This window comes from Corallibacter sp. (assembly GCF_048381695.1).
Taxonomy (GTDB): domain Bacteria; phylum Bacteroidota; class Bacteroidia; order Flavobacteriales; family Flavobacteriaceae; genus Corallibacter; species Corallibacter vietnamensis.
Genome location: NZ_JBLXHI010000012.1, coordinates 1 through 25,544, shown reverse-complemented (window position 1 = coordinate 25,544; position 25,544 = coordinate 1). Strand labels below are relative to the sequence as shown.

At 32.2% G+C, this 25,544-nt stretch carries 27 protein-coding genes; 15 read left to right on the top strand and 12 right to left on the bottom strand.

Going from position 1 to position 25,544, the window contains the following annotated elements; all coding sequences use genetic code 11:
• Positions 1-40 precede the first annotated feature (40 nt).
• The 6 genes from ACN5J3_RS12905 to ACN5J3_RS12880 all read left to right on the top strand — a co-directional run bounded on the left by ACN5J3_RS12905 (position 41) and on the right by ACN5J3_RS12880 (position 4,923).
• Entirely contained in the window at positions 41-1,141 is a 1,101-nt protein-coding gene (locus ACN5J3_RS12905) for a sensor histidine kinase (protein ID WP_418512000.1), read from the top strand.
• Complete coding sequence (locus tag ACN5J3_RS12900; protein ID WP_417291205.1) at positions 1,138-2,451, top strand: sigma-54-dependent transcriptional regulator; 1,314 nt, start codon at positions 1,138-1,140, stop codon at positions 2,449-2,451. Before ACN5J3_RS12905 ends, ACN5J3_RS12900 begins: the two co-directional genes overlap by 4 nt.
• Before the next feature lie 186 nt (positions 2,452-2,637).
• Positions 2,638-2,817, top strand: a complete 180-nt coding sequence (locus ACN5J3_RS12895; RefSeq protein ID WP_344730760.1) for a hypothetical protein — start codon at positions 2,638-2,640, stop codon at positions 2,815-2,817.
• A 12-nt stretch (positions 2,818-2,829) separates the two neighbouring features.
• Positions 2,830-4,125 (top strand): Glu/Leu/Phe/Val family dehydrogenase, encoded by a 1,296-nt coding sequence (locus tag ACN5J3_RS12890; protein WP_418511999.1) that lies wholly within the window; start codon positions 2,830-2,832, stop codon positions 4,123-4,125.
• 16 nt (positions 4,126-4,141) lie between these two features.
• Positions 4,142-4,534, top strand: coding sequence for a GreA/GreB family elongation factor (locus ACN5J3_RS12885; RefSeq protein WP_418510092.1), 393 nt, complete (start codon positions 4,142-4,144; stop codon positions 4,532-4,534).
• An 8-nt stretch (positions 4,535-4,542) separates the two neighbouring features.
• Positions 4,543-4,923 carry a hypothetical protein gene (locus tag ACN5J3_RS12880; RefSeq protein WP_418511998.1) on the top strand — a complete coding sequence of 127 codons (381 nt, stop codon included), beginning with the start codon at positions 4,543-4,545 and terminating at the stop codon, positions 4,921-4,923.
• Positions 4,924-5,015: 92 nt separating this feature from the next.
• Here ACN5J3_RS12880 and ACN5J3_RS12875 read toward each other — a convergent pair whose 3' ends face one another.
• The 9 genes from ACN5J3_RS12875 to ACN5J3_RS12835 form a co-directional block, all read right to left on the bottom strand.
• Positions 5,016-6,557, bottom strand: a complete 1,542-nt coding sequence (locus tag ACN5J3_RS12875; protein ID WP_418511997.1) for an acyl-CoA carboxylase subunit beta — start codon at positions 6,555-6,557, stop codon at positions 5,016-5,018.
• 124 nt (positions 6,558-6,681) lie between these two features.
• Entirely contained in the window at positions 6,682-6,984 is a 303-nt protein-coding gene (locus tag ACN5J3_RS12870) for a GIY-YIG nuclease family protein (protein ID WP_418511996.1), read from the bottom strand.
• A 203-nt stretch (positions 6,985-7,187) separates the two neighbouring features.
• Positions 7,188-8,657, bottom strand: a complete 1,470-nt coding sequence (gene accC / locus ACN5J3_RS12865; RefSeq protein ID WP_418511995.1) for an acetyl-CoA carboxylase biotin carboxylase subunit — start codon at positions 8,655-8,657, stop codon at positions 7,188-7,190.
• A gap of 1 nt (position 8,658) precedes the next feature.
• Positions 8,659-9,141 carry a biotin/lipoyl-containing protein gene (locus tag ACN5J3_RS12860; RefSeq protein ID WP_417291200.1) on the bottom strand — a complete coding sequence of 161 codons (483 nt, stop codon included), beginning with the start codon at positions 9,139-9,141 and terminating at the stop codon, positions 8,659-8,661.
• 75 nt (positions 9,142-9,216) lie between these two features.
• The gene (locus ACN5J3_RS12855) at positions 9,217-9,882 is read right to left on the bottom strand and encodes a PolC-type DNA polymerase III (protein WP_418511994.1); all 666 of its coding nucleotides are present in this window, start codon (positions 9,880-9,882) and stop codon (positions 9,217-9,219) included.
• Complete coding sequence (locus ACN5J3_RS12850; protein ID WP_418511993.1) at positions 9,882-11,801, bottom strand: DUF294 nucleotidyltransferase-like domain-containing protein; 1,920 nt, start codon at positions 11,799-11,801, stop codon at positions 9,882-9,884. Before ACN5J3_RS12850 ends, ACN5J3_RS12855 begins: the two co-directional genes overlap by 1 nt.
• A 40-nt stretch (positions 11,802-11,841) precedes the next feature.
• The gene (locus ACN5J3_RS12845; protein ID WP_418511992.1) at positions 11,842-12,525 is read right to left on the bottom strand and encodes a PrsW family intramembrane metalloprotease; all 684 of its coding nucleotides are present in this window, start codon (positions 12,523-12,525) and stop codon (positions 11,842-11,844) included.
• 24 nt (positions 12,526-12,549) lie between these two features.
• Positions 12,550-13,104 carry an NUDIX hydrolase gene (locus ACN5J3_RS12840; RefSeq protein WP_418511991.1) on the bottom strand — a complete coding sequence of 185 codons (555 nt, stop codon included), beginning with the start codon at positions 13,102-13,104 and terminating at the stop codon, positions 12,550-12,552.
• Between the two features lie 43 nt (positions 13,105-13,147).
• Complete coding sequence (locus tag ACN5J3_RS12835; RefSeq protein ID WP_418511990.1) at positions 13,148-14,236, bottom strand: M42 family metallopeptidase; 1,089 nt, start codon at positions 14,234-14,236, stop codon at positions 13,148-13,150.
• Between the two features lie 114 nt (positions 14,237-14,350).
• Here ACN5J3_RS12835 and ACN5J3_RS12830 point away from each other — a divergent pair, with 114 nt between their 5' ends.
• From ACN5J3_RS12830 to ACN5J3_RS12820, 3 genes are all read left to right on the top strand, one after another.
• Positions 14,351-15,028 carry a DUF4294 domain-containing protein gene (locus ACN5J3_RS12830; protein ID WP_417291188.1) on the top strand — a complete coding sequence of 226 codons (678 nt, stop codon included), beginning with the start codon at positions 14,351-14,353 and terminating at the stop codon, positions 15,026-15,028.
• The gene (trhA, locus tag ACN5J3_RS12825; protein WP_344730749.1) at positions 15,028-15,654 is read left to right on the top strand and encodes a PAQR family membrane homeostasis protein TrhA; all 627 of its coding nucleotides are present in this window, start codon (positions 15,028-15,030) and stop codon (positions 15,652-15,654) included. The genes ACN5J3_RS12830 and trhA overlap by 1 nt, the downstream gene beginning before the upstream one ends.
• A 174-nt stretch (positions 15,655-15,828) precedes the next feature.
• Complete coding sequence (locus tag ACN5J3_RS12820) at positions 15,829-16,410, top strand: MCP four helix bundle domain-containing protein (RefSeq protein WP_417291187.1); 582 nt, start codon at positions 15,829-15,831, stop codon at positions 16,408-16,410.
• An 83-nt stretch (positions 16,411-16,493) separates the two neighbouring features.
• Here ACN5J3_RS12820 and ACN5J3_RS12815 read toward each other — a convergent pair whose 3' ends face one another.
• From ACN5J3_RS12815 to ACN5J3_RS12805, 3 genes are all read right to left on the bottom strand, one after another.
• Positions 16,494-17,636, bottom strand: a complete 1,143-nt coding sequence (locus ACN5J3_RS12815) for an alpha/beta hydrolase-fold protein (RefSeq protein WP_418511989.1) — start codon at positions 17,634-17,636, stop codon at positions 16,494-16,496.
• A 54-nt stretch (positions 17,637-17,690) separates the two neighbouring features.
• Positions 17,691-18,554: a DUF5694 domain-containing protein gene (locus ACN5J3_RS12810; RefSeq protein WP_417291185.1), complete on the bottom strand. Its 864-nt coding sequence runs from the start codon at positions 18,552-18,554 to the stop codon at positions 17,691-17,693.
• Positions 18,555-19,064: 510 nt separating this feature from the next.
• Positions 19,065-19,244: a hypothetical protein gene (locus ACN5J3_RS12805; RefSeq protein WP_418511988.1), complete on the bottom strand. Its 180-nt coding sequence runs from the start codon at positions 19,242-19,244 to the stop codon at positions 19,065-19,067.
• 1,010 nt (positions 19,245-20,254) lie between these two features.
• Between ACN5J3_RS12805 and ACN5J3_RS12800 the strand changes: the two genes are divergently transcribed.
• The 6 genes from ACN5J3_RS12800 to ACN5J3_RS12775 form a co-directional block, all read left to right on the top strand.
• A complete protein-coding gene (locus tag ACN5J3_RS12800; RefSeq protein WP_125466316.1) occupies positions 20,255-21,367 on the top strand; it encodes a site-specific integrase in 1,113 nt (370 codons plus the stop codon).
• Complete coding sequence (locus tag ACN5J3_RS12795) at positions 21,360-22,364, top strand: DUF6617 family protein (RefSeq protein ID WP_418511987.1); 1,005 nt, start codon at positions 21,360-21,362, stop codon at positions 22,362-22,364. Before ACN5J3_RS12800 ends, ACN5J3_RS12795 begins: the two co-directional genes overlap by 8 nt.
• Positions 22,365-22,575: 211 nt before the next feature.
• A complete protein-coding gene (locus ACN5J3_RS12790) occupies positions 22,576-22,872 on the top strand; it encodes a helix-turn-helix domain-containing protein (RefSeq protein WP_093026613.1) in 297 nt (98 codons plus the stop codon).
• Between the two features lie 2 nt (positions 22,873-22,874).
• Positions 22,875-23,171: a helix-turn-helix domain-containing protein gene (locus ACN5J3_RS12785; protein ID WP_072349425.1), complete on the top strand. Its 297-nt coding sequence runs from the start codon at positions 22,875-22,877 to the stop codon at positions 23,169-23,171.
• Positions 23,158-24,066 (top strand): BT4734/BF3469 family protein, encoded by a 909-nt coding sequence (locus ACN5J3_RS12780; RefSeq protein WP_418511986.1) that lies wholly within the window; start codon positions 23,158-23,160, stop codon positions 24,064-24,066. Before ACN5J3_RS12785 ends, ACN5J3_RS12780 begins: the two co-directional genes overlap by 14 nt.
• Positions 24,063-25,544: DUF3987 domain-containing protein (locus ACN5J3_RS12775; protein ID WP_418511985.1), on the top strand; the 1,482-nt coding region annotated here is incomplete at its 3' end. The genes ACN5J3_RS12780 and ACN5J3_RS12775, both read left to right, overlap by 4 nt.

Genomic DNA, 25,544 nt, shown 5'->3' with positions numbered 1-25,544 from the left:
TAAAAAATGTTTGTAATTTTAATTTTAAATAAAGCATGCTATGGTTAATATAAATTCAACGGAAAAGAAATTAAAAGAACGAATAAAAGAGCTGACTTGTTTGTATGAAGTAAGTTCTTATATATCTAATAGCAGCTTAAATAACTTAAAACCTACACTTTTAGCTATAGCAAGTAGTCTTAAAAAGGCTATCCAATATTCTAATGATGCTTATGTATCTATTAGTGTTGAAAATATGAAGGTTACTGCCGGTAATGTACAAGAAAATACAGTTTATATTATTAGTGCTATAAAAGGTTTTAATGAACTCATAGGAAGTATAAAAGTTGGTTATTTAAAAAAGGATTATACAAGCAATAGTTTTTTAAAAGAAGAAGAATTGTTATTAAGTAAGATAGCACTTGAAATAGGAGGTCTTTTTGAGCGAAAAAAAATATTAGAGAATGAAGCATTATCAAAAAGACAAGTAGAACGAGCAGATAGACTTACCATTTTAGGAGAGATTACTGCTGGTATTGCTCACGAATTGAATACACCTTTAGCAAACATTTTAGGGTATTCTGAATTACTTAAAGAACAATTTAAAGATCACCCAAACATAACAAGTGATTTAAATAAAATTATAAACAGTGCTGTGTTTTGTAGTGAGGTTGTAAAAAAATTAATGTTTTTTTCTTGTGATATGCCTCAACAAATGGAATTAAGTAATATAACACCTATAATATCAAATGCAATTAGTTTACTAAAACCAAACTTTTTAAAGAAAAACATACAGTATCATTTAAGCATTTCTAAAGAATCTATTCTATTAAGAGTAGACAGTATACAACTCACTCAAGTGATTTTTAATTTAGTGATTAATGCTATTTATTTCTCTCCAGAAAAAGGACAAATTTGGATACAAGTCAAAGACGAAAAAAATAAAATAGTTATTAAAATTAAAGACCAAGGTTCAGGAATTAAAAAAAGTGATGCAGATGCTATATTTACGCCTTTTTATACAACAAAACCATTAGGAGAAGGCTCTGGTTTAGGTTTAAGTGTTGTACACGGCATTGTAAAAAGTCATAAAGGAACTATAAATCATAAAGCAAATTCTCCAAAAGGTACTATTTTTACAATCCATTTTCCAAAACCATGAGCCTTTACAACGAAAATATTTTAATAGTTGATGATGATATTCATATTTTAGAATTAATGCAACGCCATTTACAAGCGCTTAATTATCATGTTTATAAAGCCATATCTGTAAAAGAGGCATTGATCATTCTAAAAGATAATACCATAGATTTGTTAATTACAGATTTAAAAATGCCTGGAGTAGATGGCCATGAACTTGTAAAATATGCAACAGAGCATTTTCCTAATATCCCTAAACTTGTAGTCACAGGATATCCTTCTGTTGATGGTGTTTTAGAGGTCATGAAAACAGGAGCTGTAGACTATTTAACAAAGCCTTTTACAAAAGAAGCATTAAAATCTGCTGTTTTAAAAGCCTTATCTCAAAAGAAAAAAGTGTCTTTACCAGATAAAACAGATTCTTATGGTGATATTGTTGGTCAGTCTATAGCAATCAAAAAGGTTATAGAAATAATTGACCGTGTAAAAAACAATAAGGCAACCGTTTTTATTTCAGGAGAAAGCGGAACAGGAAAAGAGCTGGTTGCGCGAGCCATACATTATATGGGCAAGTATAAGACAGCGCCTTTTATTGCTGTTAATTGTGGAGCAATACCAGAAAACTTATTAGAGTCAGAATTATTTGGTTATACAAAAGGCGCATTTACAGGGGCAAATGATAGTAGAACAGGCTTTTTTCAAGCAGCAAACAAAGGAACCATATTTCTCGATGAAATAGGAAATGCCTCTATGGCTACACAATTACGACTTTTAAGAGTGTTACAAGAAAAAGAAATAACACGTGTAGGTTCACAAAAAACTGAATCAATAGATGTGCGTATAATTGCCGCAACAAACATAAATCTTAAAGATTTAATAGCTAAAAAACGCTTTCGAGAGGATTTATACTATAGGCTAACTGTTGTAGAGTTACCTGTACCACCTTTAAGACAAAGATCTGAAGATATAAAACTATTAGTAGATAAATTTATATTCAAATATGGTATTGAATACAAAGATAGAGTATTACCTATTACTCCTGAAGCATTAGAGGTTTTACAGCGATATAACTGGCCAGGAAACATTAGAGAATTAGAAAATATTATTCAAAGAGCAGTTATCATGTGCGATAAACAAATCTCAATACAAGATTTACCTGATCACTTAAAATACAATATAACATTTTCTTCAGAAACAGAATCACTACTTCCTTTAAAAGTTGTTGAAAAAAATCATATTTTAAAAGTTCTAAAAGCTACTAATAATAATAAATCTCAAGCAGCAAAAATACTTGAGATAGATCGAAAAACTTTAAGTCAAAAAATTAAGTGATTTTTTTAATATTGATGTGTAATTTTTACACCGTTGAGTAATTTTTACTCAGTTATATTCCCTCTCATAAAAACAAGGTATTGATTTAAACCGTTGTTTGTTAGCGTTTTATTTTATTTTTTTAAAGCAGTCTCATATTTCTGGCATACACCTTGCAAAAGTATGATTCAAAAAAAATATTAATTTATGAATCATACCAAAAGCTTATGTTATGACTGTAAGCATACAATAGACTGTAGCTTAACGTCAGACAAAACACTTATCTGGTCTTGTAGCGAATACGAAGTAGCTACAACCACTACTAGTAACAATAAACCTAAATTAAGTACAGCACAAAAAAAACGTGTTTTAGAAACGTATATGTAATTTATAAGTAAAATGGCAATAGCAGAAACAGTAAACAATAAAAAACAACCAAAACAAGGTATGCTGGAAAATGTAATGAAGCAATTTGATGCAGCAGCTAGTTTGGTAAATTTAAACCCTAATATAAAGAAGATATTAGCAGTTACAAATAATGAATTAATTATTCATTTCCCAGTTCGTATGGACAATGGAAATGTTGAAATTTTTAAAGGGTATCGTGTTCAACACAATAATGCATTAGGACCTTACAAGGGTGGTTTGCGTTATCATCCTACAATAGATATTGATGCTGTAAAAGCATTAGCTATGTGGATGACATGGAAAACCTCTTTAGCAGGTTTACCTTATGGTGGTGCTAAAGGCGGCATTCAGTTAGACCCGAGTAAATATTCAAATGCAGAATTAGAGCGTATTACAAGACGATTTGCTTATGCACTAGGTGAAAATATTGGTCCAGAGCATGATATTCCAGCGCCAGATGTAAATACTAATGCCCAAACTATGGCCTGGATAGCTGATACATACATGTCTACTAAAGCACCGTCTGAACGATCTAAAAATCAGCATGTTGTTACAGGTAAACCAATTGGATCTGGTGGGTTAGAAGGAAGAGACAGAGCTACAGGCTTTGGTGTTTATCTAACAATAAAATATTGGGCAGCACATAAAAACGTGAGCCTAAAAGACAAAACTTTTATAGTACAAGGATTTGGTAATGTAGGATATTGGGCAGCACACTTTCTAGAAAAGGAAGGCGCTAAAATGGTAGGTGTTCAAGATGCATTTGGAAGCATAACAAATGCTGAAGGAATAAGTGTTGAGAATTTATTCATTCACACAAAAAATAACCAAGGCCGTATAGAAGGGTTTCCAAACACATCAACTATAGATAAAGAGGCGTTTTTTGGTATTAATTGCGATATTTTTATTCCAGCAGCTTTAGGAAATCAAATAACCAAATATAACGCAAATGATATTAAAGCTTTTTTAATAGCAGAAGGCGCAAATGGACCAACGACTGTAGAAGCAGAGGAAATGTTACTTAATAAAGGTATTGATATTATACCAGATATTTTATGCAACTCTGGCGGTGTTATTGGTAGTTATTTTGAATGGCTACAAAATAGAAATGGCGAATTATGGGAACTTGATGAAATCTTAATCAAACTTGATAAAAAATTAAAAGAAGTCTTTAGAAAAGTTTTAGAAACTTCAGAAAGTAAAGCTTTAGACTTACGTTCAGCGGCTTATGTTATAGCGATTGAACGTATTGAAAAAGCTTATATCCAACGCGGAATTTTTCCATAATTAAAACTTATGAAATATGAAATATGGAAGTATAATTTTAGAAAAAAAAGATTATGTTGATTTAAAGCGACTACTAAATTTATCTGAAGGATATAAAGAGAACACAAGAAAATATTCTATAGATAGATTAAAAGAAGAACTAAATCAAGCAATTGTAGCTGAAGATAAAGATGTGCCTGTAGATGTTATAAGGTTTAACTCTTTGGTTACAGTGGCTACAAATGATGGTTGGGAAAATTCATTTGAATTAGTGCTTCCAGAAGAAAGTGATTTAAAAACTAACAAAATTTCAATATTAACTCCTATGGGATTAGCTGTCATAGGATATGCTGAAAGTGATATTATAGATTGGGAGTTTCCTGGAGGTAAAAAGTCACTACATATCAAACGTGTTAAACAAAAAAACTAATTAAAGAAATGACAAATCAAGATACTTTATTTGATCATGATACAGATGAAGAATTAATTTTGAAACGCAGTATTAAAGAATTAGAACTGTGGATTTCAGAAGTAAACTACTTAATTGAAGAATGTGATAAATTTGCAAAGCTAGCATCTAACTCCTTTAAAAAAAGAGAATTAAGAGATCGTTTTTTAGAAATGATAGATGTTAATTATGCATTTAGAAATCAGTTAGATGCCTATAAAAATGAAATTCCAAAGTACAAAGAGTGTAATGATTTAGCTTGTGATTTATTTTATATAAATAAACATGAAAGTATTCGAAATCATTATCACAATAACTTATTAACTTATCGAAATCTTAAACTGCTTTTTTTCAACGATGTATTACGATAATTCCATGTTGCTTTTTATATAATTTCTTAATGAGCTATTAAAAAAGCCAAAACAAAATGTTTTGGCTTTTTTATTTAAAATAATAATATATCTTACAACGGAATATTACCATGTTTACGTTTTGGCGTATCTACATGTTTGTCCTCAAGCATCGCAAAGGCTTTTATCAATTTACGTCGTGTATCCTTTGGTAAAATCACTTCATCAATAAAACCACGTTCTGTAGCACTGTAAGGATTAGCAAATTTTTCAGCATATTCAGCTTCTTTTTCTTTCCATTTTGCTTCAGGGTCATCAGCGTCTTTTATCTCTTTTCTAAAGATAATTTCGGCAGCACCTTTGGCTCCCATTACAGCGATTTCAGCACTAGGCCATGCAAAGTTCATATCAGAACCAATGTGTTTAGAGTTCATTACGTCATAAGCACCACCATAAGCTTTTCGGGTGATAACCGTTATTCTTGGTACAGTGGCTTCGCTAAAAGCATACAATAATTTAGCACCATGAACAATAATACCATTCCATTCTTGGTCAGTTCCAGGTAAGAATCCAGGAACATCTTCTAGCGTTAACAGTGGAATGTTGAAAGCGTCACAAAAACGTACAAATCGTGCTGCTTTTTTAGAGCTGTTGACATCTAATACACCTGCGAGAAACATAGGTTGGTTGGCAACAATACCAATAGATTTTCCGCCTAATCTCGCAAAACCAACAATAATGTTTTCGGCATGGTCTTTATGCATCTCGTAAAATGAATCTTCGTCAATAATACCAGAAATTACCTCATGCATATCATAAGGCTTGTTGGCATTATCAGGGACAATGTCAGATAATTGTTCTCTCAATTCATCACCTAATTCAAACGGTAAGGCTTTTGGCTTTTCTTGGTTGTTTTGAGGTAAGTAACTCAATAGTTTTTTGACGTCTTCTAAACATTCCACATCATTTGTTGACGTTTTATGCGCCACACCAGATTTTGATGCGTGTGTAGATGCACCACCAAGTTCTTCAGAAGTTACAGTTTCATTCGTCACAGTTTTAACCACATTTGGTCCAGTTACAAACATATAACTGGTGTTTTCAACCATAAGGGTGAAATCGGTCATGGCAGGAGAATATACAGCACCACCAGCACAAGGTCCCATAATGGCAGATAACTGCGGAATAACACCAGATGCTTGTACATTTCTGTAAAAAATATCTGCATAACCACCAAGCGAGCGCACACCTTCTTGAATACGTGCACCACCAGAATCATTCAATCCAATTAATGGCGCACCAACTTTTACAGCAAGGTCCATAATTTTACAAATCTTTTCGGCGTGAGTTTCAGAAAGCGAACCACCAAATACGGTGAAGTCTTGTGCAAAGATGTACACCAAGCGACCATGAATAGTACCATAACCTGTTACAACGCCATCGCCATAAAACTGTTGTTTGTCCATACCAAAGTCCTTGGTACGATGCGTAACTAAAGCACCAATTTCTTCAAACGAGCCTTCATCTAATACATATTGCACGCGTTCGCGAGCCGTTAGTTTCTTGTTGGCATGTTGTTTTTCTATACGTTTTTCGCCACCACCTAAATAGGCTTGGGCTAATTTTTCGTTTAAGTCTTTTATTTTGTCTTGCATAGCATGTATGTTTTTGTTTTTTTGGATTCCGCATCAAGTGTGGAATGACAAGTAATTGTTCTAATTTTATTTCGTTGTACCTGTGTCATTTTCTTTGTCATCCTGAACTTGATTCAGGATCCATTTAATATATCCAATCTTCTGTTAAATCATTCCAGTTTTTATTTTCAGCTTCAATTAGGTCAATCTTCCATTGTCTATTCCAATTTTTTAATTGCTTTTCTCTTTTTATTGCATCATTTACATATTGAAATTGTTCAAAGTACACTAATTTGTCTAATCCATAATTTTTAGTAAAACCTTCTATAAGTTTTGCTTTGTGCTCAAATACTCTTCGTTCTAAATCATTTGTCATACCAATGTAAAGTGTTCCGTTCTTTTTATTTGTTAATATGTAAACATAAAATTGGTAATAATTTCCTTTCATTTTTTAAAACATATAAATGATTTTTTATGGATTCCGTGTCGTAGCACGGAATGACAAAAGTTGGCGTGTTTTTTAAAATGTTTCACTATTAATTATTTTATATATATTCCGGATTATCAAATCAAGTTTAGTACAGGTTCTGTGCGGAATGACAGTATTGTTGATTTTTTGTCATCCTACGCTACGACGCAGGATCCACTTTGTCAATTTCTCTTGTATTCCGCATCAAGTGCGGAATGACAAGTTCGTAATACGTTTTGGTCTTCCAGATACTGTTTTACAGCAATAAGTGCTGCAATGTTTGCTTCAGTTTCTTGTTTGGCTTTAATGGCTTCTGGAGAGTAATGTTTTTTAACAAAATGCGTGTCAAAATCACCTGAACGGAAAGCATCGTGTTCACAAACAAACGTTCCGAATGGAAGAGTGGTTTGAATACCTTCAATTTGATAGTTTTCTATCGCTTTTATCATAAGTTGAATAGCCTCATCACGCGTAGTTCCGTAAGTGATTAATTTGGAAAGCATAGGGTCATAATAAATAGGAATATCCATACCTTGCTCAAAACCGTTATCTACACGAATGTTTTTACCAACAGGCAATTGATACACATCTAAATGACCAACACTTGGTAAGAAATCGTTCAGCGGATCTTCAGCATAAACACGTAGCTCCAATGCGTGACCATGAATGCTTAAATCGGCTTGCTTTATAGCTAAAACTTCACCACGAGCCACACGAATTTGTTGTTCAACCAAATCGGTTTTTGTGATTAATTCGGTAACAGGATGTTCTACTTGCAAACGCGTATTCATTTCCAAGAAGTAAAAGTTGTGGTTTTCATCTAACAAAAACTCAACTGTTCCAGCACCAATATAATCGCAGGCTTTTGCCACTTTTACAGCAGCTTCACCCATTTTAGCACGTAACTCTGGAGTTAGTACAGACGATGGCGCTTCTTCAACCACTTTTTGATGACGACGTTGAATACTACATTCGCGCTCAAATAAATGAATCACGTTACCATGTGTATCTGCCATCACCTGAATTTCAATATGACGTGGCGATGCTACATATTTCTCAATAAATACCGAACCATCACCAAAAGCATTAACAGCTTCACTAATGGCACGATCCATTTGCGATTCAAAATCGGCTTCTTTTTCAACAATACGCATGCCTTTTCCGCCACCACCAGCAGAGGCTTTTATTAAGATAGGAAATCCAATGCCTGTGGCAATGTTTTTGGCTTCAGCAATATCTGTAATAGCTTCGTCGGTTCCTGGAACCATAGGAATATCATAAGCTTTAACAGCGTCTTTGGCTGCTAGCTTGCTTCCCATGATTTTTATGGCTTTGCTTTTTGGCCCTATAAAGGTAATGTTGTTGGCTTCGCATAATTCGGCAAAGTCAGCATTTTCAGAAAGGAACCCATAACCAGGATGAATGGCATCTACGTTAAGGTCTTTAGCGACTTGTATAATTTTATCACCTAATAAGTACGATTGATTAGAAGGTGCTTCACCAATTAAAACAGCTTCATCAGCATATTTTACATGTGGCGCATGTCTATCTATATTGGAATAAACGGCAACCGTTTTTATACCCATTTTTTTTGCAGTTCGCATCACACGAATGGCAATTTCGCCTCGGTTTGCTACTAAAATCTTCTTCATATTATTCAAATTCTATTAATAGTTGGTTTTTGTCAACAGCATCGCCTTTTGCTACAGAAATGGTTTTTATAACACCATCACGTGGAGATGTTAATACGTTTTCCATCTTCATAGCTTCAAGGATAAGCAATGTGTCATTTTCTTTAACTTCTTGACCTTGTGATACGCTAATATCTAGGATAAGCCCTGGCATTGGCGCTTTTATATCGTTTACATGTTTAGAAGCACCTACTTCAAATCCCATGTCTTTAATAAGTTGATCTAAATAATCAGCAATTGCAACATTATATACTGTGTTGTTTACTTTCACAGCATAGGTTTTGTTATTGAAATCTTTTTCTATGATTTCAGCATTAAAAGATTGATTATTTTTTAGAATGTGAAATGTATTTGCTTTTGTAGGAACGACATCAAGGTTTTGGATGCTTTCGTTTGAAATTTCAAAATGATCTGTATTGTTTACAGATGCTTTAAATGTTTTCATGAAATGATGTTTTAGAGCCGTAAAGATACATAAACTAAAACGTTTGAGAAAAGCTACTAGTTTTTTAACGAAAGCTTATAGTTTGAACATTTTTTTTAGAGTTAACCCTTTGTTATTCTTTAATATTGTTGTTGTTTTTAAGAATATAATGGCAGTGAGAAGTGCATCTCCAGCAGCTGTATGTCTATCAGAAACATCAAGCACATAATTTTCTGCAATTTCGTCAAGGGTGTATTTATCTTGTTTGATAAGGTTAGATTTAATGCGTGTCGCGCGATATAAATTTACGGTATCTAAAACGCTGTTTTTAAGTTTGGGTAAGTTATGACGCAGAAGCATTTTATTAATCATAGTGATGTCAAACCGAGCATGATGTGCCACTAAAATGCTATTGCCAATATAGTTTAAGAACAGCTTTAAGGCATCTTCTTCGGTTGTGGTTTCAATACGTTCATTTTTTATGATTCCGTGAATCTCTACGGTGTTTTCATTAAAATGTTCTTGTTTAATATATACTTCAAAGGCGTTGGCAACATTGATTTCATTATTAAAAACATCAACGGCACCAATGCATAGTACACGGTCTTTTTCATAATCAAAACCCGTAGTTTCAGTATCAAGAACAACAAAGCGTGTATTGTGCAATTCACTGCGTTTAGTGGTAGCAAACAAAGCCTCATAGTCTAACCAATACTTTGGATATTCCGGTGTTGGTTTTTTATTAAAAAACTGCCTAATCATTACATTAAGGTATTTAAATTAAACCTAACTTTAATAAACTCTTGTAGTGATGCTATAGTTTTAAAACATCGTTTTAGCTTCATTTTTTCTTCTTTGGTCATAATTTCTAATTCAATAAATCTACCATTATCATTATTGATGAGACCATGCTTTGTTCTGAATTTTAACAACGCTTTAAAGGCGTAAGAACACGCTAAATAAAGTTCTTTATTGACAGGGAAAAGTTCGGCTAATTTCTCAAAACGTTCTGCTGTGTTATTAATGTTTTTTATTTGATAAGTTAATGCAAGTAAACGACCGGCATCTATTAATGGCATAAGCGCACGTTTTTTTAAATCGAAGAAATCCTTGTGTTTACCATCACTTTCAACAAGAAACTGCCTAAAAAATCCTAACGGCGATGCGCTTCTTAAAGCACTAATACCAAGTTTGCTTAAAAATAAAGAGTTGTCTTTTGTAATACTTAATACATGTTCTGAAAGTTCGTTAGTAAGTGCAGCGTTACCATAGCTAATATCAAAATCGAATAGGATAGAGGCTAATAAGATTTCATCATTACCTGTATTTGTTGTCCAACTACTGAATTGTGTTTTCCACTCATTGAGACTTAAACACCATTTTGGATTTTTTGCCATCATATCGGCATTACAAAATTCAAACCCAATGGTATTTAATCGTTTATTTACTTTTTTAGCGAGTTTTAAAAAATAGGCTCTTACTTGTTCAAGCTCTTCTTCAGGAACGTTTTCAAAAACAATAGCATTATCCTGATCAGTTTGCAAAAGTTGTTCTTTTCGTCCTTGACTACCTAAAGACATCCAAGCAAAGCTAACAGGTGGTTCTTCTTTCATTTTTTCAATGCATCGCTCTATGACTCTTTTTATGGTAGCATCATTCAGTTCAAATATAATTTTACTTGTATGTGTAAGCGGTATATTTTGCATAATATACCCTTTAAGTAATACAGTGATTTTTTCTCTAATGCGTTTTAAATCTTTGGTTGTGTTAGAGCGTTTTATAGCTTTCATGAGTACAGATGGATTACTGCCTTTCATGAGAGTTATATCGTGATCAGATACAAGGCCTACAAGTTTTGAGTTAGGCGTGCCGTCTTCAGTAATACACAAATGCCCAATTTTATGTTTCATCATTGTGATTTGGGCTTGTGCTATAGTTAGGTTTTTGGGATAGCAAAGCACAGGTGAATTCATAATATTTGTTACAGATTCTCCTATAGTATGTATGCCTGTAGCTACTTTGTTTCTCAAATCTTTGTCAGTAACAATGCCAATAGGATAGTCATCTTCAATAATGATAATAGAGCTTATGTTTTTAGAGCTCATTAGTTTGGCAATGGTTTTTATTTTTGATTTTGGCTTTGCAGTGACAACTTTTTTTATGTATCTAACTGGTTGAAGTTCATAAAGATTGTCTGGTTGATTAATGACAACTTCGGTATCAGAAAAAAAGCGTAATTGGTGCTCTTTAGAAAAAGGGTTTTCGGTATTTGATGCAAAACTTTCTAAAAGGTATTTGCCTATGTTTTTATTTTTTTCTGCAATAGGTTTAAAAACAGCAATAGGAATACTGTAAAGAATACATTCTTCTTCGGTTATAGATGTAATAGCATAGTTTTCTTGGGCAAAAAGTGGGCGTAAACCAAAAATATCACCTTCATCAAACTTATCAATAACTTCTGAAGTGTTATCTATTGTTTTAGATAGTGAGACTGCTCCTTTATGAATCATATAAAAATGTTCGTGAAGAGCGTCGTTTTGATTGTAAATAACCTGACCTTTATCTAGGTATTTTATTGATACTTGCTTGGCAATCTCTAATAATTGAACTTTTTTAAGCAAATCAAAAGGAGGAAAACGTTTTAAAAAATCTGCAATTCTTTCGGCAATTGTATTTTTCATGAGATTCATATCAAGGCAAAAGTATATTGTGTAAAATGAATTATTCTATTTTAAAATGCGAATTGTTTTGATGGCGCTTTATAGCCTTTCTAGCCAAAATTAATCCAATAGCAAGAGATACAAATGCGCCAACCCAAATACCAGGAATGAAATCTATAAACAAAAAGAAATCATAAGCACCATGAAATAATATGGCGAGTAAAAGCCCTATTAAATTAAGCTTTACTCTGTTATTTGAGAATTTAGCTTTCCCCATGAAATATCCCATTAAAATAGCAAATGTAGCATGAGCAGGAACTGCTGTAAAAGCTCTTAAAAAAGCAACTTGGTATCCACCTTGTCCGGCTTGCAATACATACATAATATTTTCTGTAGCAGCAAAACCCATTGATACCATAACGGCGTAAACAATACCATCAAAGGGTTCGTTAAAATCTTTTTTTGGTTGGGCAAAAAACCTGACAATGATATATTTACTAAACTCTTCAGTAAAGCCAACCACAAAGAAGGCTTTTATAAATTGCTGTAAAACACTGGCGCTATCTAGTGGCAATATCATATCAAATATTACATACATAATAGTAGTAATAAAAATGCTTATAAAAGCACCGAATAAAAAACAATAAAAGAGTAGAAGTTTAGGTTCTTTCTCGTATTTGTCTTTTACATAAATGTAGATGATAATTATAAAAACAGGCGCTATTGCTGATAAGAGAAGGTCCATTGTGTTTTTTGCTGTAAATGTTTATTAAATTAAGTACTTTTTAATTGAATCAAAAACCATTTCATAATAAGCTCGGTTTGATGCAACAAAATGATTATTAGTATAGCTATTAATTAGTAGGGAGAAACACGTATCAATCGGGACAAGTTTTAAGGCTTCAACCTCATTTGGTTGAGGCTTTAACTCTTCTATAGAAACTTTAAGTTTAGCTATAAAAGTATGATGAAACTCGTTATCAATAATACCATTATCATAGCTTTGAAAACAAGGAAACACACCAATTTGATGTAAATCTTCTTGCTTAATATTTAGACTAATTTCTTCTTGTGTTTCTCGAATGGCAGCTTGTTTTATGGTTTCTCCAGCATCAACATGTCCAGCAACTGAAACATCCCAAAGTCCCGGGCAAATAGCTTTTTTAAAACTGCGTTGCGCTAATAAAATCTCATGGTTATTAGTGTATAGCCAAATATGCGCTGTATTGTGATAATGGCCTTCACGGTGTATTACTGACTTTAAAGCAGTTTTTCCAGTGGGCTTACCGTTTTCGCTAACAATATCTATAAGTTCTTCAGTCATTATAAAAATTAAAAAAAGCCTCTTTTATTAAGAGGCTTTATTATTAGCTAAAATATGAAAACGTCTCGCCATCTTCAATTTTAAGCAACGATTCGTAAATCAATTTTATAACATTCTCTACATCTTCACGATGTACCATTTCTACCGTAGTATGCATATAGCGTAATGGTAATGAAATTAATGCAGAGGCAACACCACCATTGCTATAAGCAAAAGCATCTGTGTCAGTTCCTGTGGCTCTTGATAAGGCTGAACGCTGAAACGGGATATTTTTTTCTTCGGCTGTTTCAGTAATTAAGTCACGTAATTTTTGCTGTACAGCAGGAGCATAAGCCACAACAGGACCTAAACCAAGTTCTAAATGGCCTTCTTTCTTTTTATCAATCATAGGCGTTGTGGTGTCATGAGTTACATCAGTAACTATGGCTACATTTGGTTTTATGGTTTGCGTTATCATTTCAGCACCACGTAAGCCTATTTCTTCTTGTACCGAGTTTGTTATGTAAAGTCCAAAAGGCAATTTCTTTTTGTTTTCATGAAGCAAACGCGCTACTTCAGCAATCATAAAACCACCCATACGGTTATCTAATGCACGACATACAAACTTGTCTTCGTTTAAAATATGAAACTCATCAGGATACGTAATTACGCAACCAACATGAACACCCATTTTTTCAACTTCTTCTTTATCTTTCGCACCAACATCTATAGTAATGTTTTCTAGAGTAGGAGCTTGCTCTTTAGCTTTGTTTCTAGTGTGTATAGCAGGCCAACCAAAAACACCTTTTACAATCCCTTTTTTAGTATGAATATTTACTATTTTACTAGGTGCTATTTGATGATCACTACCACCATTTCTTATTACATGAATTAATCCGTTGTCGGTAATATAATTTACATACCACGAAATTTCATCAGCATGTCCTTCAATTACCACTTTGTATTTTGCTTCTGGATTTATTACACCAACAGCGGTTCCGTATGTATCTGTAATAAATTCATCTACATAAGGTTTTAAATAATCCATCCATATTTTTTGTCCATCCCATTCATAACCGGTTGGAGCTGCATTGTTTAAATATGTTTCTAAAAAGTCCATAGACTTTTTATTGAGTATACTCTTTTTTGCCATGTTTTAAATTTTTCACTAAAATAATAATATTAATAGTATTTTAAGGTTAATGCTTTTGTAAATTATTAATTTTGAAATGTCTATTTTAAAACAGTTTTAGCACGTTTATTATATATGCATACATTACGTTACATATTGTTTTTGTTACCCATATTGGCTATTGGCCAAACGGCACCTGTTATAAAAGACTCTACCGAAGTCGCTTATATTATTATAGAAGGCGACTCTATACCGCATACAGCTATAGATCTTGATGAGGTTTTGGTATTACATAGATTAAAGTTTGATAGTAGAGAAGAACGTAAACGCTATCTTATTTTAAGAAGAAAAACCATAAAAGTATATCCGTATGCCAAATTAGCTGCAGAACGGTTAGAGTCATTAAATCAGCGTTTGGATTTGATGACAAGTAAGCGCGACAGAAAACGATATACAAAAATTATACAAGAGTATATTGAAGATGAGTTCTCTGAACAGCTTAAAAAACTAACACGTACCGAAGGACAAATATTAGTGAAATTAGTACATAGGCAAACAGGTATTACAACATTCGATTTAATAAAAGAATTGCGTAGCGGTTGGCGTGCTTTTTGGTATAATGGCACAGCAAACTTGTTTGATATTTCGCTAAAAGAGGTTTTTGATCCTGAAAACAATAAAGAAGACTATCTTATTGAAGATATTTTACAACGTAATTTTCAAAGCGGATTATTAGAAAAACAAGATCCGGCTTTAGATATTGATTTTTTAAAGCTTTCTGATAAGTGGCTTAATAGTAATAAACCTGAATAATGCGCATTCAAACACCTTTTGAAGAACGTCTTAACACAGCAACTCATGCAATAGGAGCTATTTTTGGTGTTGTAGCTTTGGTATTACTCATTATGTATAACACACACAAAACACCTTATAGCGTGTTTAGTGTTGCTGTTTATGGAGCCACTATAATCATTTTATTTCTTTCATCTACATTATATCACGCCGTTAGTAACCAAAAGCAAAAACATTATTTTAGAATTTTAGACCACGTAAGTATTTACTTGCTTATAGCTGGTACTTACACGCCAGTTTCTTTAATAGCTTTAGAGCAAAGCAACGGTTGGGTATTGTTTTATACGGTTTGGGCTATTGCTGCATTCGGACTCATTTTAAAACTATTTTTTACCGGTAAGTACGAAGCATTTTCTGTTGTATTATATCTAGCAATGGGTTGGTTAGTAGTTTTTGACTATACTTATCTTGCTCAAATACTTGGCACAAACGGTTTGTTTTATTTGTTTGCAGGTGGCTTCTTTTACACCATAGGTATTGTGTTTTATGCTATAGAACGCATACCTTACAATCATGTTATTTGGCATTTATTTGTTTTGGCTGGCGCTGTAAGCCATTTTTTTATGACACTCTGGTACGTTATTTAGCACTAGGGCATAAATGTCTTCAGCTTTCTATTATTAATTAGTGTGATAACATGCTTGATATGCTTTTTCAAACAGATTTTTTGTAAGTTTTACCATCTCTATTACAAGACTATCAATGTTGTTAAGCAAGGTTTTTTGTATCTTCGTAATTAAATTTTTTCAAACCTTGTAAGTATGACATTGTATAATAAAATAAAGTGGGTGCTAGGTATATTAATGATTTTTGTTCTTATCATTACAACAAATCTTATTGATAAAAACAACTTTGTTCGTGTTCGTGATTCGGTTGTAACTATTTACGAAGACAGACTCATTGCAAACGACTTAATATTTGACATGCTAAAACTAGTTCAAGAAAAAGAACTTGCTGTAGCTATGGCAGATACTACTTTTTTTAAGGTGAAAAATGCAGCTGTAAATACGTCATTACAAGCTTTAATATCAAGATTTGAAGAAACTAAATTAACACAAAAAGAAGCGCAAGTTTTTACCGATTTTAAAGCCAATATTCAAGGCTTGATTGATTCTGAAAACAACGCTTCTAGTACCAAATTAATAAAGCATTTTGAACGCGTAAAAGCAAATTTAAACGATCTCTCAAAAATTCAACTCAACGAAGGTAGCAGGCAAATGTCTATAAGCAAGCGTGCCGTTGATACCGTAGAACTTTTTACACAAATAGAAATTTATATGCTTGTTTTCCTGGCTATTATTATTCAAATCATTGTAATGTACAAGCCTAAAGAAAAAGCATAACCTTCATAGTCTAGCATTTTTAGAGTGAAAAATACTGTTATTAACTTATAAGTATTTAAATCAATTTTTTTTTTAAAGGTCTATTACCAGCCGTTTTTTGTTTTTTCGACTTTTATTTCTTCAATTAACTCATGTTTTCCTGCCCAATTGTCCTCAACCGTTTCTAATAGAAATAGTGCTTTATTTAAGTGATTTTTTGCACTAGCGCTGTCCTTGTCATGTGTTAACTCGTAAAGTGATATATAAAACTCATAATAATTGGGATAATATTTAACCCCAAGTTCATACACTTTAGTAGCATAGTCGTTAAGTTTGTTGTTCCAATAGCGAGAAGCTATTCCATTTATATCAGAAATTTCAGGTGGATAATTATAATTCCCAACTTTTGAAGCTAGCGCTATTTTATTCAATTCTTCAGCTATTGAACCGGGATTCGCTACAAGTTTATATGCCATATCTACTTTTGCAATTTCGGAGTAGCGATTTCTAAAATCGGCAAATACTTTTGTCAGTAATGTTGGGTTTGCAGCAATTGGTACTGAATTGTGCGCAGAATAATTGGCTTCAAACGTATTAATTGAACTAAAAAATGATGCATATTGATTTTTCAATTGGTCATATTTTTTTCTGTGTGCACCATCTTTTTCGACACTGCCTATGGCGATTGAAATTTTTGATTTATCGATTGTTTTTACCTGCTCAAAACCATCAACAAGCATTTTCATGTGATCAAATGGCGAATTTGCAATTACAGCTGTATAATAATCGGGGTGTTTGTAAAATGAGTACAATAAAAATGACGCTGAAAAAGAGTGCCCAATACTTATTTTAAAGTCATTGGGATTATATTTTTTTAACGCTTCGTCTAGCTCTTTGGTAATAAATTCGTCTAGTGGCAATCTGGTTCCTAAATCCGCAAGAGCGCATTCTTTTATTCTATTTTTTAAAGGAATGACAACGACAATAGCACTCGGAATCTCTTTTGTAAATCGTAGAAACTGAATATCAGAAATTGCAGGGTCAATAAACCATTTGTTCTGACCATCAAGTAGATATATTACAGGGAGTTTAACAGTGTCTGATTTGTATTTATAAAATTCAGGTTTGTATATGTAAACAGTTCTTTCTTCTTTAAATGCTTTTGAATAGAATGAAAGCGTATCTATTTCCTGGCTGTATGCTAGAGTTGAAATTATAACTAAAAAAAGAAAGCTTATTTTTTTCATTAATGGTTTTCTCTTACAATTAATTTTATATGGTGTTGTGTTGTAGCTAGTTTTTTATTTTAGATATTCTAATGTGTTTACCATTTCAAATTTGGGGCTTCTTCTCATAAACTCCCTTAAAAAAGCAGTATGAGCAGTCCCCATAATTATAAATACCCTGTCGTTTTTTGTCATTGGAATCCTATTTAGGTTAGAATATATCTTCATATTTCTATGATAGAAGATAGCTGCATTATCAGCACCTTCAAAGCCGTCTTCTATGCCTACATAAAGTAATTTATCAGCATTGGTATTTATTGAATAATCAAGATGTAAAGGTTCATTAATTAATTTTAATTTCTCAAGTAATGATAATTTATCATAATTTTTTTCGCGTTTAGCCATTTCAGGATAATCTTTAAATGGCTCATTTGTTAGTTGTAAATATGTTTTTGAATCGATGCTATTTGTATATTCAGGACTGTTTTCTATAAAATCTCCAACACTATAATTATAGCCCATATGGTTATCTATGCCATATATTTTTTTTACACCACTCAATCTACCTACATCAAAACCAATCATACTACTTTCTCCATAATTAGTATTTAATGTAGAAGGGTTATCTAAAAAATCTTGATAGGCTTTATTAATTTCAGTATTAAATTTTGGTAGGTTTTCAATACATATTATTGTAGGCTTAAACTGTGCTAACATTTTTGAGATTTCTCTAATTTCTTTTTGTGCTTTTTCGCTATGTTCGTCAAACTCTGTTTTGTTAGCATCAGGGGTATAACCAAAGTGAAATGTTCCGAAGTTTAAAACTTTGATTTTATTATTTTTTTGTTCTGTTGGTTTTTCTGGTTTTAACTCATCTTGTTTATTTTCTGTATTACAGCTGATGAATAAAATACATAACAGTAGTAAGGTTTGCTTCATATTTAAAATTTTGTTTGACAATTTCATCCTGAAATATAGCTATAAGTTAAAAAATGATATATGCTGTTAATTTATAGACCATATTCAGTGTTTTATAGTCTAAAGATACGTGTATTATTTGGTTGTATAAATTCGAGTAACTTTTTCGTCATCAGTCAAATCTGCTTGTTCTTGATTGAAAGAAGTTCGGTACTCAATTTCGCCTTTACGTTATCTAACGTTTTTATCTTTTTTCATATTATTGAATTTAAGCCCAGCATTTCTTTTGTTTATGCTGCAAGGGATTTGTGTATGACTTATTGCGTGGTTTAACAAGTAATTTAGCAAATACAAACCGAATGTACATAAGCGCAATGAACTGTGCGTAGCTAATTTTTACAGAAGTAAGCTAGAACTAGCAATAAATTATATACGGTGTTAGCTGCTGGCTTATTTTATGAAGACAATAATTTACATAAATATAAAAAAGCCATCCTAAATAGAATGGCTTTTAAAATTCAAGTATAAAGATTAGTTTCTTTGTTTTTTTCCATTATTATACCCATCTCTATAGGCTTTTCTTTCTTTCAGCTCTTTTTGAGTTGGGCCAGAAATCCAATCAAAAATATCAGTTCCTATGTTCGTGCCGTCATTATATCCTTTTCTTGAAGCGGCATCTTTTTGTCCTTGTATGTACTTTTTTCTACTCATAATAAAAATTTTTAAGGTTTATAACTGACTCAATATAAATTATTTAATGCATTTTTTTTGAATTCTAGGACAAAAGACTAAATCCTAGGATGTATTAACTTATTTTAGGATGAATTAATTGTTCTAATAATTCTTTTCTTCGACCATTTTGGTGTTTCCAAGGACAGATCATCTATTATGATTTTATAATTATTATATATTAATACAGGTGCGTATGCTTTATTAATAATTAGTCTTTTTCCAAGACTAAAGAAATTAAAGTTAGTTTTTAATATACTCATTAAAGTTGTTTGTGTTAAAATTAAGTCATATTTGTCCGATTGAAACTTTTTAATTGGTTCACCTGATATTTTAGTCTTATCTAAAAACAATTTAATTGAATTCTTTTTGATTTCGTTAGAAGACACACAAGCGATAACCCAATTCAAGTCAATATTTATTGAGGTTAAGAAGAATTCTTCTGTGTTTTTGTTATATAATGTAATTTGGAAATTTAGCATAGTGTAATGAATGAGTTAAAAACTTATTGATTACACTTTTGCTTACGGCACTAAAAGAAAAGTGTTTATTTTGATTTGTAATTCAGATTTTTTTGTTGTGTTTCTATCTGAAGTTACTGATTAAATAAAGTTTGTGCCTTATTTAGCATAAAATTATAAAAAAAAAGCGACAATTAAAAATATAATTATCGCTTTTCATTTTTATTTTAAAAAAATAATAATTCAAGGTTTGATTCAGCTTGCAGCTAACGGTTTGTGTATAGTTTCGTTGCGTGAAAATCCGCGAGGATTTTCCGCCGTGAACCGAAGATAGCAAATTTGCGAGGACTTTCCGATAGGAAATTCATTATCTTTCTTTTGTTTGTTATCTACCTATTAATCATTAGTTTATGTAAATGTTTACATTCTTTTTTGTTGCCAAACTACCCTTTTTTGCTTATATTTGTTGCCGTATTGTTGCCCATACAACACTCATAAAACGCACAGTCTAACACAGTAAATATAAGGAAAATGAAAGTTACTTTACGCCAACGTAGAAAAGGGAAACGAATTAGTTTATATCTTGATTATTACGAAAACGGAAATCGTAAGTACGAGTACTTGAAATTATATTTAACGCCAGAACCCGACAAAGGGTCCTTAACTAAAGCACAGAAATTAGAAAACAAGAAAATCTTACAACTTGCTGAAAGCATCAGAGCCAAAAGACATTTAGAGGTACAGAATAATATTTATGGTTTTGAAAATAAAGAAAAGAAACAAGGAAATTTTTTCGTGTATTTAGAACAATGGATTGAAAGACGTTCAGAAAGTAAAGGCAATTTAGGTGTATGGAATAGCACACTAAAACATTTAAAAGATTATCACCCAATAGGTATTTCTTTTGAAAGAATAGATGAAGAATGGGTAGAAGGTTTTAAAGAGTATTTAGACAAAAAAGCACTTTCCAGAAGTAAAAGACCATTAAGCCAAAACACAAAATCAGCATATTTTAAAAAACTTTTAGCGGTATTACGACAAGCTGTTAAAGAAAAGGTAATACAATACAATCCTGCTATTTCAGTTGAAAACTTTAAAGAAGAAGATACACATATGGAATTTTTAACTTTAGAAGAAGTTAGAAAGCTTTTTAACACAGATAGCCGACATCCACAATTAAAAAATGCGTTTCTTTTTTCCTGCCTTACAGGTTTGCGTTGGTCAGATATTACAAAACTTCAATGGTCTGAAATCCAATATTCAGAAACCTATGGAAATTTTATTAGATTTAAGCAAAAGAAAACTAAAGGAGCTGAAACCTTACCAATTTCCGAACAAGCATTTGAATTGTTAGGAGAAAAAGGCGAATCGACTAAAAAAGTTTTCGAGAATATTAATAACGTTCAGAGAAATTATGACCTACTAAAAGAATGGGTTGGTGAGGCAGAAATTAAGAAGAATATCACGTTCCATTGTGCGCGTCATTCTTTTGCAACATTACAACTGACTTTGGGTACTGATATTTATACAGTATCAAAAATGTTAGGTCATAAGAATTTGAAAACAACTCAAATTTACGCTAAAGTAATTGACGACAAAAAGAAACAAGCAGCGTACAGAATAAACCTTAACCCAAATGGCTAAAGACCTATTTATCGACTTACTGTATGTGGAAAAGGTTACTGATGATAAAAGAACCGAAAACCAATTTAAAGAGCTTTTAAAAGGCTTTAAAAAGCAATACCTCAATACAACGCCTAAATATGAAATCGACTTCAAAAAGGCGTATTCTAACAAGCGTAAATACTATTTAAAGTTAATAGAAAACGAGTACATCAAAAATTTTAATCAAATTAATGATGCACTTGAAATCAATACGACACCTGGTCATTTATCTTTCTTGTATGATAAAGAATACAACCGCATCAAAAACTACCTAAACCAAATTAGCATCTATATTTCGGATAATGATCTTGATGAAAGTTTGTCTTTAAAGCCAATTCAAAATGATAAATCTGATGAAGCTTATATTATTTCATTTTTAAAGGCTAATGCGATGATGCTTTTTATGGAACTTCAAGAACGATTTTCAGAATTAAGTGATGCTGAAATTTATACAATAGAAGAACTGCACGAAGTATTTTTTAATGAAGAACCACCTCAAGAGTTAATTGTAAAATCCTATACCGGTGCAGAAATAAAAACGGTCAGGAAACAAGTAAAACAAAGTTCAATTTTCAACGCTATACAAGGTGATTTTAGAGAGGAAAACAATGATGTCTTATCCTATAACGAACTTATTAACAAGACTAAACAAAGGGAATTTGCAAAATTAGAGGAGTTGTTAAATGAAAAAGGTATCATTGATGATAAATATAATTATACTAAAAAAAGGGGCAAAAAAATATTACTTGCAGCTTTTATGGTAAAACTAACGGAAGCAAAATACTTTAATGAAAGGATATTTTTTGAAGATAAACCATCAAAAAAAATAGAGCGTAAACATATTCATAAATTTTTTGCTCATCGTTATGGACCAGGTAGTAATGCCGATAAAGAATACCGTAATTTTTTAGGTGCTAAAAAAAGAGCCTATCAAAAATTAGTTGAAGCCAATTTTTGGCTTGACCAAATCAAATAAAACTTCACTTTTTAAAAGTGGTATTTTCTCTACTTAATACCAAATAGATAATACCAAAAACGGTGTAAATCATTGTTTTACAATGGTTTAATAATACCATTTTTTCTCTTTTCTGTTATACCAAACACCTTTTTCAATATTTGTTATGTCCTTGACAATCAAGGATGACTTTTGCGCAGAAGTCCATTTTTTAATTAAAATTTATAATAAGATGGACGTTAAAATAATTGAACGTTTAGAACGCATCGAAAAGTTGTTAGTAGAACAACAAACGTTGCAAAAGCAAGTATTGAATTTCAATGAAACTTGTCAGTATTTAGAACTATCACAATCGCACTTGTATAAACTTACAAGTACGGGAGCCATTCCACACTATAAACCGAATGGTAAAAAAATCTATTTCCAACGTCAGGAATTAGACCAATGGTTATTGCGTAACCGTATGGATTCCCAAGACGAAATCGAGCAACAGGCAGCTAATTACTTAATCAAAAAAGGAAGGATTTAGTTATGACTGAAATCATCGATTTACTCTTGGCACTCTCACAAGAGATTAAGGACTTAAAGGCACGTATCGAATTAATAAGAGCTACGAGAGCAGAACGCTTAAAAGATACGTGGATTGACAATCAGGACGTAATGCAAACGCTACATATTAGCCAACGGACATTGCAAACATTCCGTTCAAATGGTACGATTCCATATAGCAAGATACAAGGTAAATTTTATTACAAAGTATCTGATATAGAGGAACTATTACAAAGCAATTATTATAACCCAAATTTTAAATGCGATGGAAATAAGTAAAGAAAGCATCTTAAAGAAAACGCATTACGGGTTAAATATTTATGCTTATGTATTAAGGCAGTATTATCCTAAATCAACAGTCCTTTCCTTAAAAGGAAGGGACTGCGGGATAACCCGAAATCCTTTTAATGGTGGTAAATCAACATTACAAATTAATGTTGTTGAAAATAAGGCAATGCATTACGACATAGAATTAACCGATTTTAAAGGTGATGTATTCGATTTTGCATCCTATCATTTTAAAATCATTAATGAAGAAGAATTGTTACTAAAAATCAATGAGGTACTGCATCTAAATTTTGAAGTTAAAAAAGAAGATGAATTATCCTGGTTAGATGCACCTGATGATACTTGGTATGCTTACAGCAGTTTTTACAAAGCACCAATTAGAAATGTTTTTCCAACTGAAAAAGTAAGATTACACCAAATATTTGAGCGTATTACAAGCGATAAGTATAAAAGTATCACAGAGCAATTTAGAGCGATTAAAAACCCTAAAGAAGCACGAAAATTTAAAGCAAATCATTTTGATTATGTAACATTTTCAGGCGTGTTTTCTAAACGAAATGATGCTAGCTTAATTGAGCATTCATCATTATTGACAATCGATTTTGACCATTTGCAGAATCTTGAAGAACTAAAACAACAATTATTGAACGATGAATATTTTGAAACCGAATTGTTGTTTACATCACCTTCAGGAGAAGGTTTAAAATGGATAATTAGAATCGATTTATCCAAAGTGTCACACAATGAATATTTTATTGCGGTGGCCAATTACATAAAGCAAACATATAACATTGAGGTAGACCAATCAGGTAAAGACATTTCCAGAGCGTGTTTTTTATCCCACGATCCATTGGCATACCTACATAAAAGACATCAAAAGTTATGACAAAAATATTTAACCCAAAAGATTGGTTAGCTGTTCCAGAGCAAAAAGAAGTACCTAAAAAACCAATCAACAACAACCCAACAACAGTTGTTGCAAATGATATTGAATCATATGTCAGCGCATTAGAACAATCAGGTATAGACATTACAGATACGTATGAAAAGTGGCGTGATATTGGTTTTGCTATTTCAGAGGAATACGGTGAAGCTGGACGTGATTACTACCATAGAATTAGCAGAAATTATTCAGGTTACGACCATAAAGAATGCGACGAACAGTATAATAAATGCTTACAAGCAAAAGGACACGGTATAAGCATAGCAACCTTATACCACCATTTGCATCAAGTTGGTATTAAACCAAAACAGCAACAACAAGTTGTTGAAGTATCGCAACATCCAGAGGAAGAAAAACAACCATTGCCAACAATACCTACAACAGTTTACAACAACATCCCAACATTTTTGCAACAAGTAGTAAAACCATCAGACAGTAATGAAGAACGTGATATTTTGTTGTTGGGTGCATTAACAGCATTTAGTGCTTGTTTTCCTAAATTGTTTGGTGTGTACGACCAACGGAAAGTGTTTAGCAACTTGTATTTATTTGTTACTGCACCTGCTTCAGCAGGAAAAGGGAGATTAAACCAAATTAAAAATTTGGTAAATCCTGTTCACAAAGAAAAGCGCGAACAATCCAAAACCCTAAAACAACAGCATCAAGTTGAAATGGCTACTTATAATATGAATAAGGGCAAAAGTGAAACTATGGAAAAACCGAGTAAACCACCTGAAAGAATGCTGTTTATTCCGGCTAACAATAGTGTAACAGGTGTTTATCAATTAATATCGGATAATGAAGGTAGAGGGTTAATTTTTGAAACCGAAGGAGATACTTTAGCACAAGCTTTTAAAAGTGATTACGGTAATTATTCCGATGGTTTTCGTAAAGCATTCCACCACGAAACCATTAGTTACTATCGTAGAACGGACAGAGAGTATGTAGATATTGAAAGACCTTGTTTGTCAACGGTGTTGTCTGGTACACCAAAGCAGATTCAGGCATTGGTTCCAAGTGCTGAAAATGGATTGTTTAGTCGTTTTATGTTTTATTATATGAATATCAAACCTACTTGGAAGAACGTTTTTCAAACTGATACAACCAATGGTTTAGATGAATATTACGACCAATTAGGAAAAGAATTTTTTGGGTTATACAAAACCCTAAAAAACAATCCTGATATTGAAGTAAGGCTAACAACCGAGCAACAACAAAAGTTTAATGTGTTTTTTGAGAAGCTTCAAACCAAATACCTCAATCTTCAACCCGATGACTATATAGCAACTGTTAGACGTTTGGGGTTAATAGCATTTAGAATTATAATGTTGTTTTCTGTATTTCGCATTATGGAAGATGGTGATGTAAACCAAGTAAGATATTGTGAGGATATAGATTTTGAAAATACATTGGAAATGATA

What these genes read in the sequence shown, in the direction of transcription:
- trhA (WP_344730749.1), top strand. Translation starts at nt 15,028, where the DNA reads ATGCGCATTCAAACACCTTTTGAAGAACGTCTTAACACAGCAACTCAT.
- ACN5J3_RS12790 (WP_093026613.1), top strand. Translation starts at nt 22,576, where the DNA reads ATGGACGTTAAAATAATTGAACGTTTAGAACGCATCGAAAAGTTGTTA.
- ACN5J3_RS12840 (WP_418511991.1), bottom strand. Translation starts at nt 13,104, where the DNA reads ATGACTGAAGAACTTATAGATATTGTTAGCGAAAACGGTAAGCCCACT.
- ACN5J3_RS12870 (WP_418511996.1), bottom strand. Translation starts at nt 6,984, where the DNA reads ATGAAAGGAAATTATTACCAATTTTATGTTTACATATTAACAAATAAA.
- ACN5J3_RS12845 (WP_418511992.1), bottom strand. Translation starts at nt 12,525, where the DNA reads ATGGACCTTCTCTTATCAGCAATAGCGCCTGTTTTTATAATTATCATC.
- accC (WP_418511995.1), bottom strand. Translation starts at nt 8,657, where the DNA reads ATGAAGAAGATTTTAGTAGCAAACCGAGGCGAAATTGCCATTCGTGTG.
- ACN5J3_RS12785 (WP_072349425.1), top strand. Translation starts at nt 22,875, where the DNA reads ATGACTGAAATCATCGATTTACTCTTGGCACTCTCACAAGAGATTAAG.
- ACN5J3_RS12810 (WP_417291185.1), bottom strand. Translation starts at nt 18,554, where the DNA reads ATGAAGCAAACCTTACTACTGTTATGTATTTTATTCATCAGCTGTAAT.
- ACN5J3_RS12855 (WP_418511994.1), bottom strand. Translation starts at nt 9,882, where the DNA reads ATGATTAGGCAGTTTTTTAATAAAAAACCAACACCGGAATATCCAAAG.
- ACN5J3_RS12860 (WP_417291200.1), bottom strand. Translation starts at nt 9,141, where the DNA reads ATGAAAACATTTAAAGCATCTGTAAACAATACAGATCATTTTGAAATT.
- ACN5J3_RS12780 (WP_418511986.1), top strand. Translation starts at nt 23,158, where the DNA reads ATGGAAATAAGTAAAGAAAGCATCTTAAAGAAAACGCATTACGGGTTA.
- ACN5J3_RS12830 (WP_417291188.1), top strand. Translation starts at nt 14,351, where the DNA reads ATGCATACATTACGTTACATATTGTTTTTGTTACCCATATTGGCTATT.
- ACN5J3_RS12880 (WP_418511998.1), top strand. Translation starts at nt 4,543, where the DNA reads ATGACAAATCAAGATACTTTATTTGATCATGATACAGATGAAGAATTA.
- ACN5J3_RS12875 (WP_418511997.1), bottom strand. Translation starts at nt 6,557, where the DNA reads ATGCAAGACAAAATAAAAGACTTAAACGAAAAATTAGCCCAAGCCTAT.
- ACN5J3_RS12815 (WP_418511989.1), bottom strand. Translation starts at nt 17,636, where the DNA reads ATGAAAAAAATAAGCTTTCTTTTTTTAGTTATAATTTCAACTCTAGCA.
- ACN5J3_RS12805 (WP_418511988.1), bottom strand. Translation starts at nt 19,244, where the DNA reads ATGAGTAGAAAAAAGTACATACAAGGACAAAAAGATGCCGCTTCAAGA.
- ACN5J3_RS12820 (WP_417291187.1), top strand. Translation starts at nt 15,829, where the DNA reads ATGACATTGTATAATAAAATAAAGTGGGTGCTAGGTATATTAATGATT.
- ACN5J3_RS12885 (WP_418510092.1), top strand. Translation starts at nt 4,142, where the DNA reads ATGAAATATGGAAGTATAATTTTAGAAAAAAAAGATTATGTTGATTTA.
- ACN5J3_RS12795 (WP_418511987.1), top strand. Translation starts at nt 21,360, where the DNA reads ATGGCTAAAGACCTATTTATCGACTTACTGTATGTGGAAAAGGTTACT.
- ACN5J3_RS12800 (WP_125466316.1), top strand. Translation starts at nt 20,255, where the DNA reads ATGAAAGTTACTTTACGCCAACGTAGAAAAGGGAAACGAATTAGTTTA.
- ACN5J3_RS12850 (WP_418511993.1), bottom strand. Translation starts at nt 11,801, where the DNA reads ATGAAAAATACAATTGCCGAAAGAATTGCAGATTTTTTAAAACGTTTT.
- ACN5J3_RS12890 (WP_418511999.1), top strand. Translation starts at nt 2,830, where the DNA reads ATGGCAATAGCAGAAACAGTAAACAATAAAAAACAACCAAAACAAGGT.
- ACN5J3_RS12900 (WP_417291205.1), top strand. Translation starts at nt 1,138, where the DNA reads ATGAGCCTTTACAACGAAAATATTTTAATAGTTGATGATGATATTCAT.
- ACN5J3_RS12835 (WP_418511990.1), bottom strand. Translation starts at nt 14,236, where the DNA reads ATGGCAAAAAAGAGTATACTCAATAAAAAGTCTATGGACTTTTTAGAA.
- ACN5J3_RS12905 (WP_418512000.1), top strand. Translation starts at nt 41, where the DNA reads ATGGTTAATATAAATTCAACGGAAAAGAAATTAAAAGAACGAATAAAA.
- ACN5J3_RS12895 (WP_344730760.1), top strand. Translation starts at nt 2,638, where the DNA reads ATGAATCATACCAAAAGCTTATGTTATGACTGTAAGCATACAATAGAC.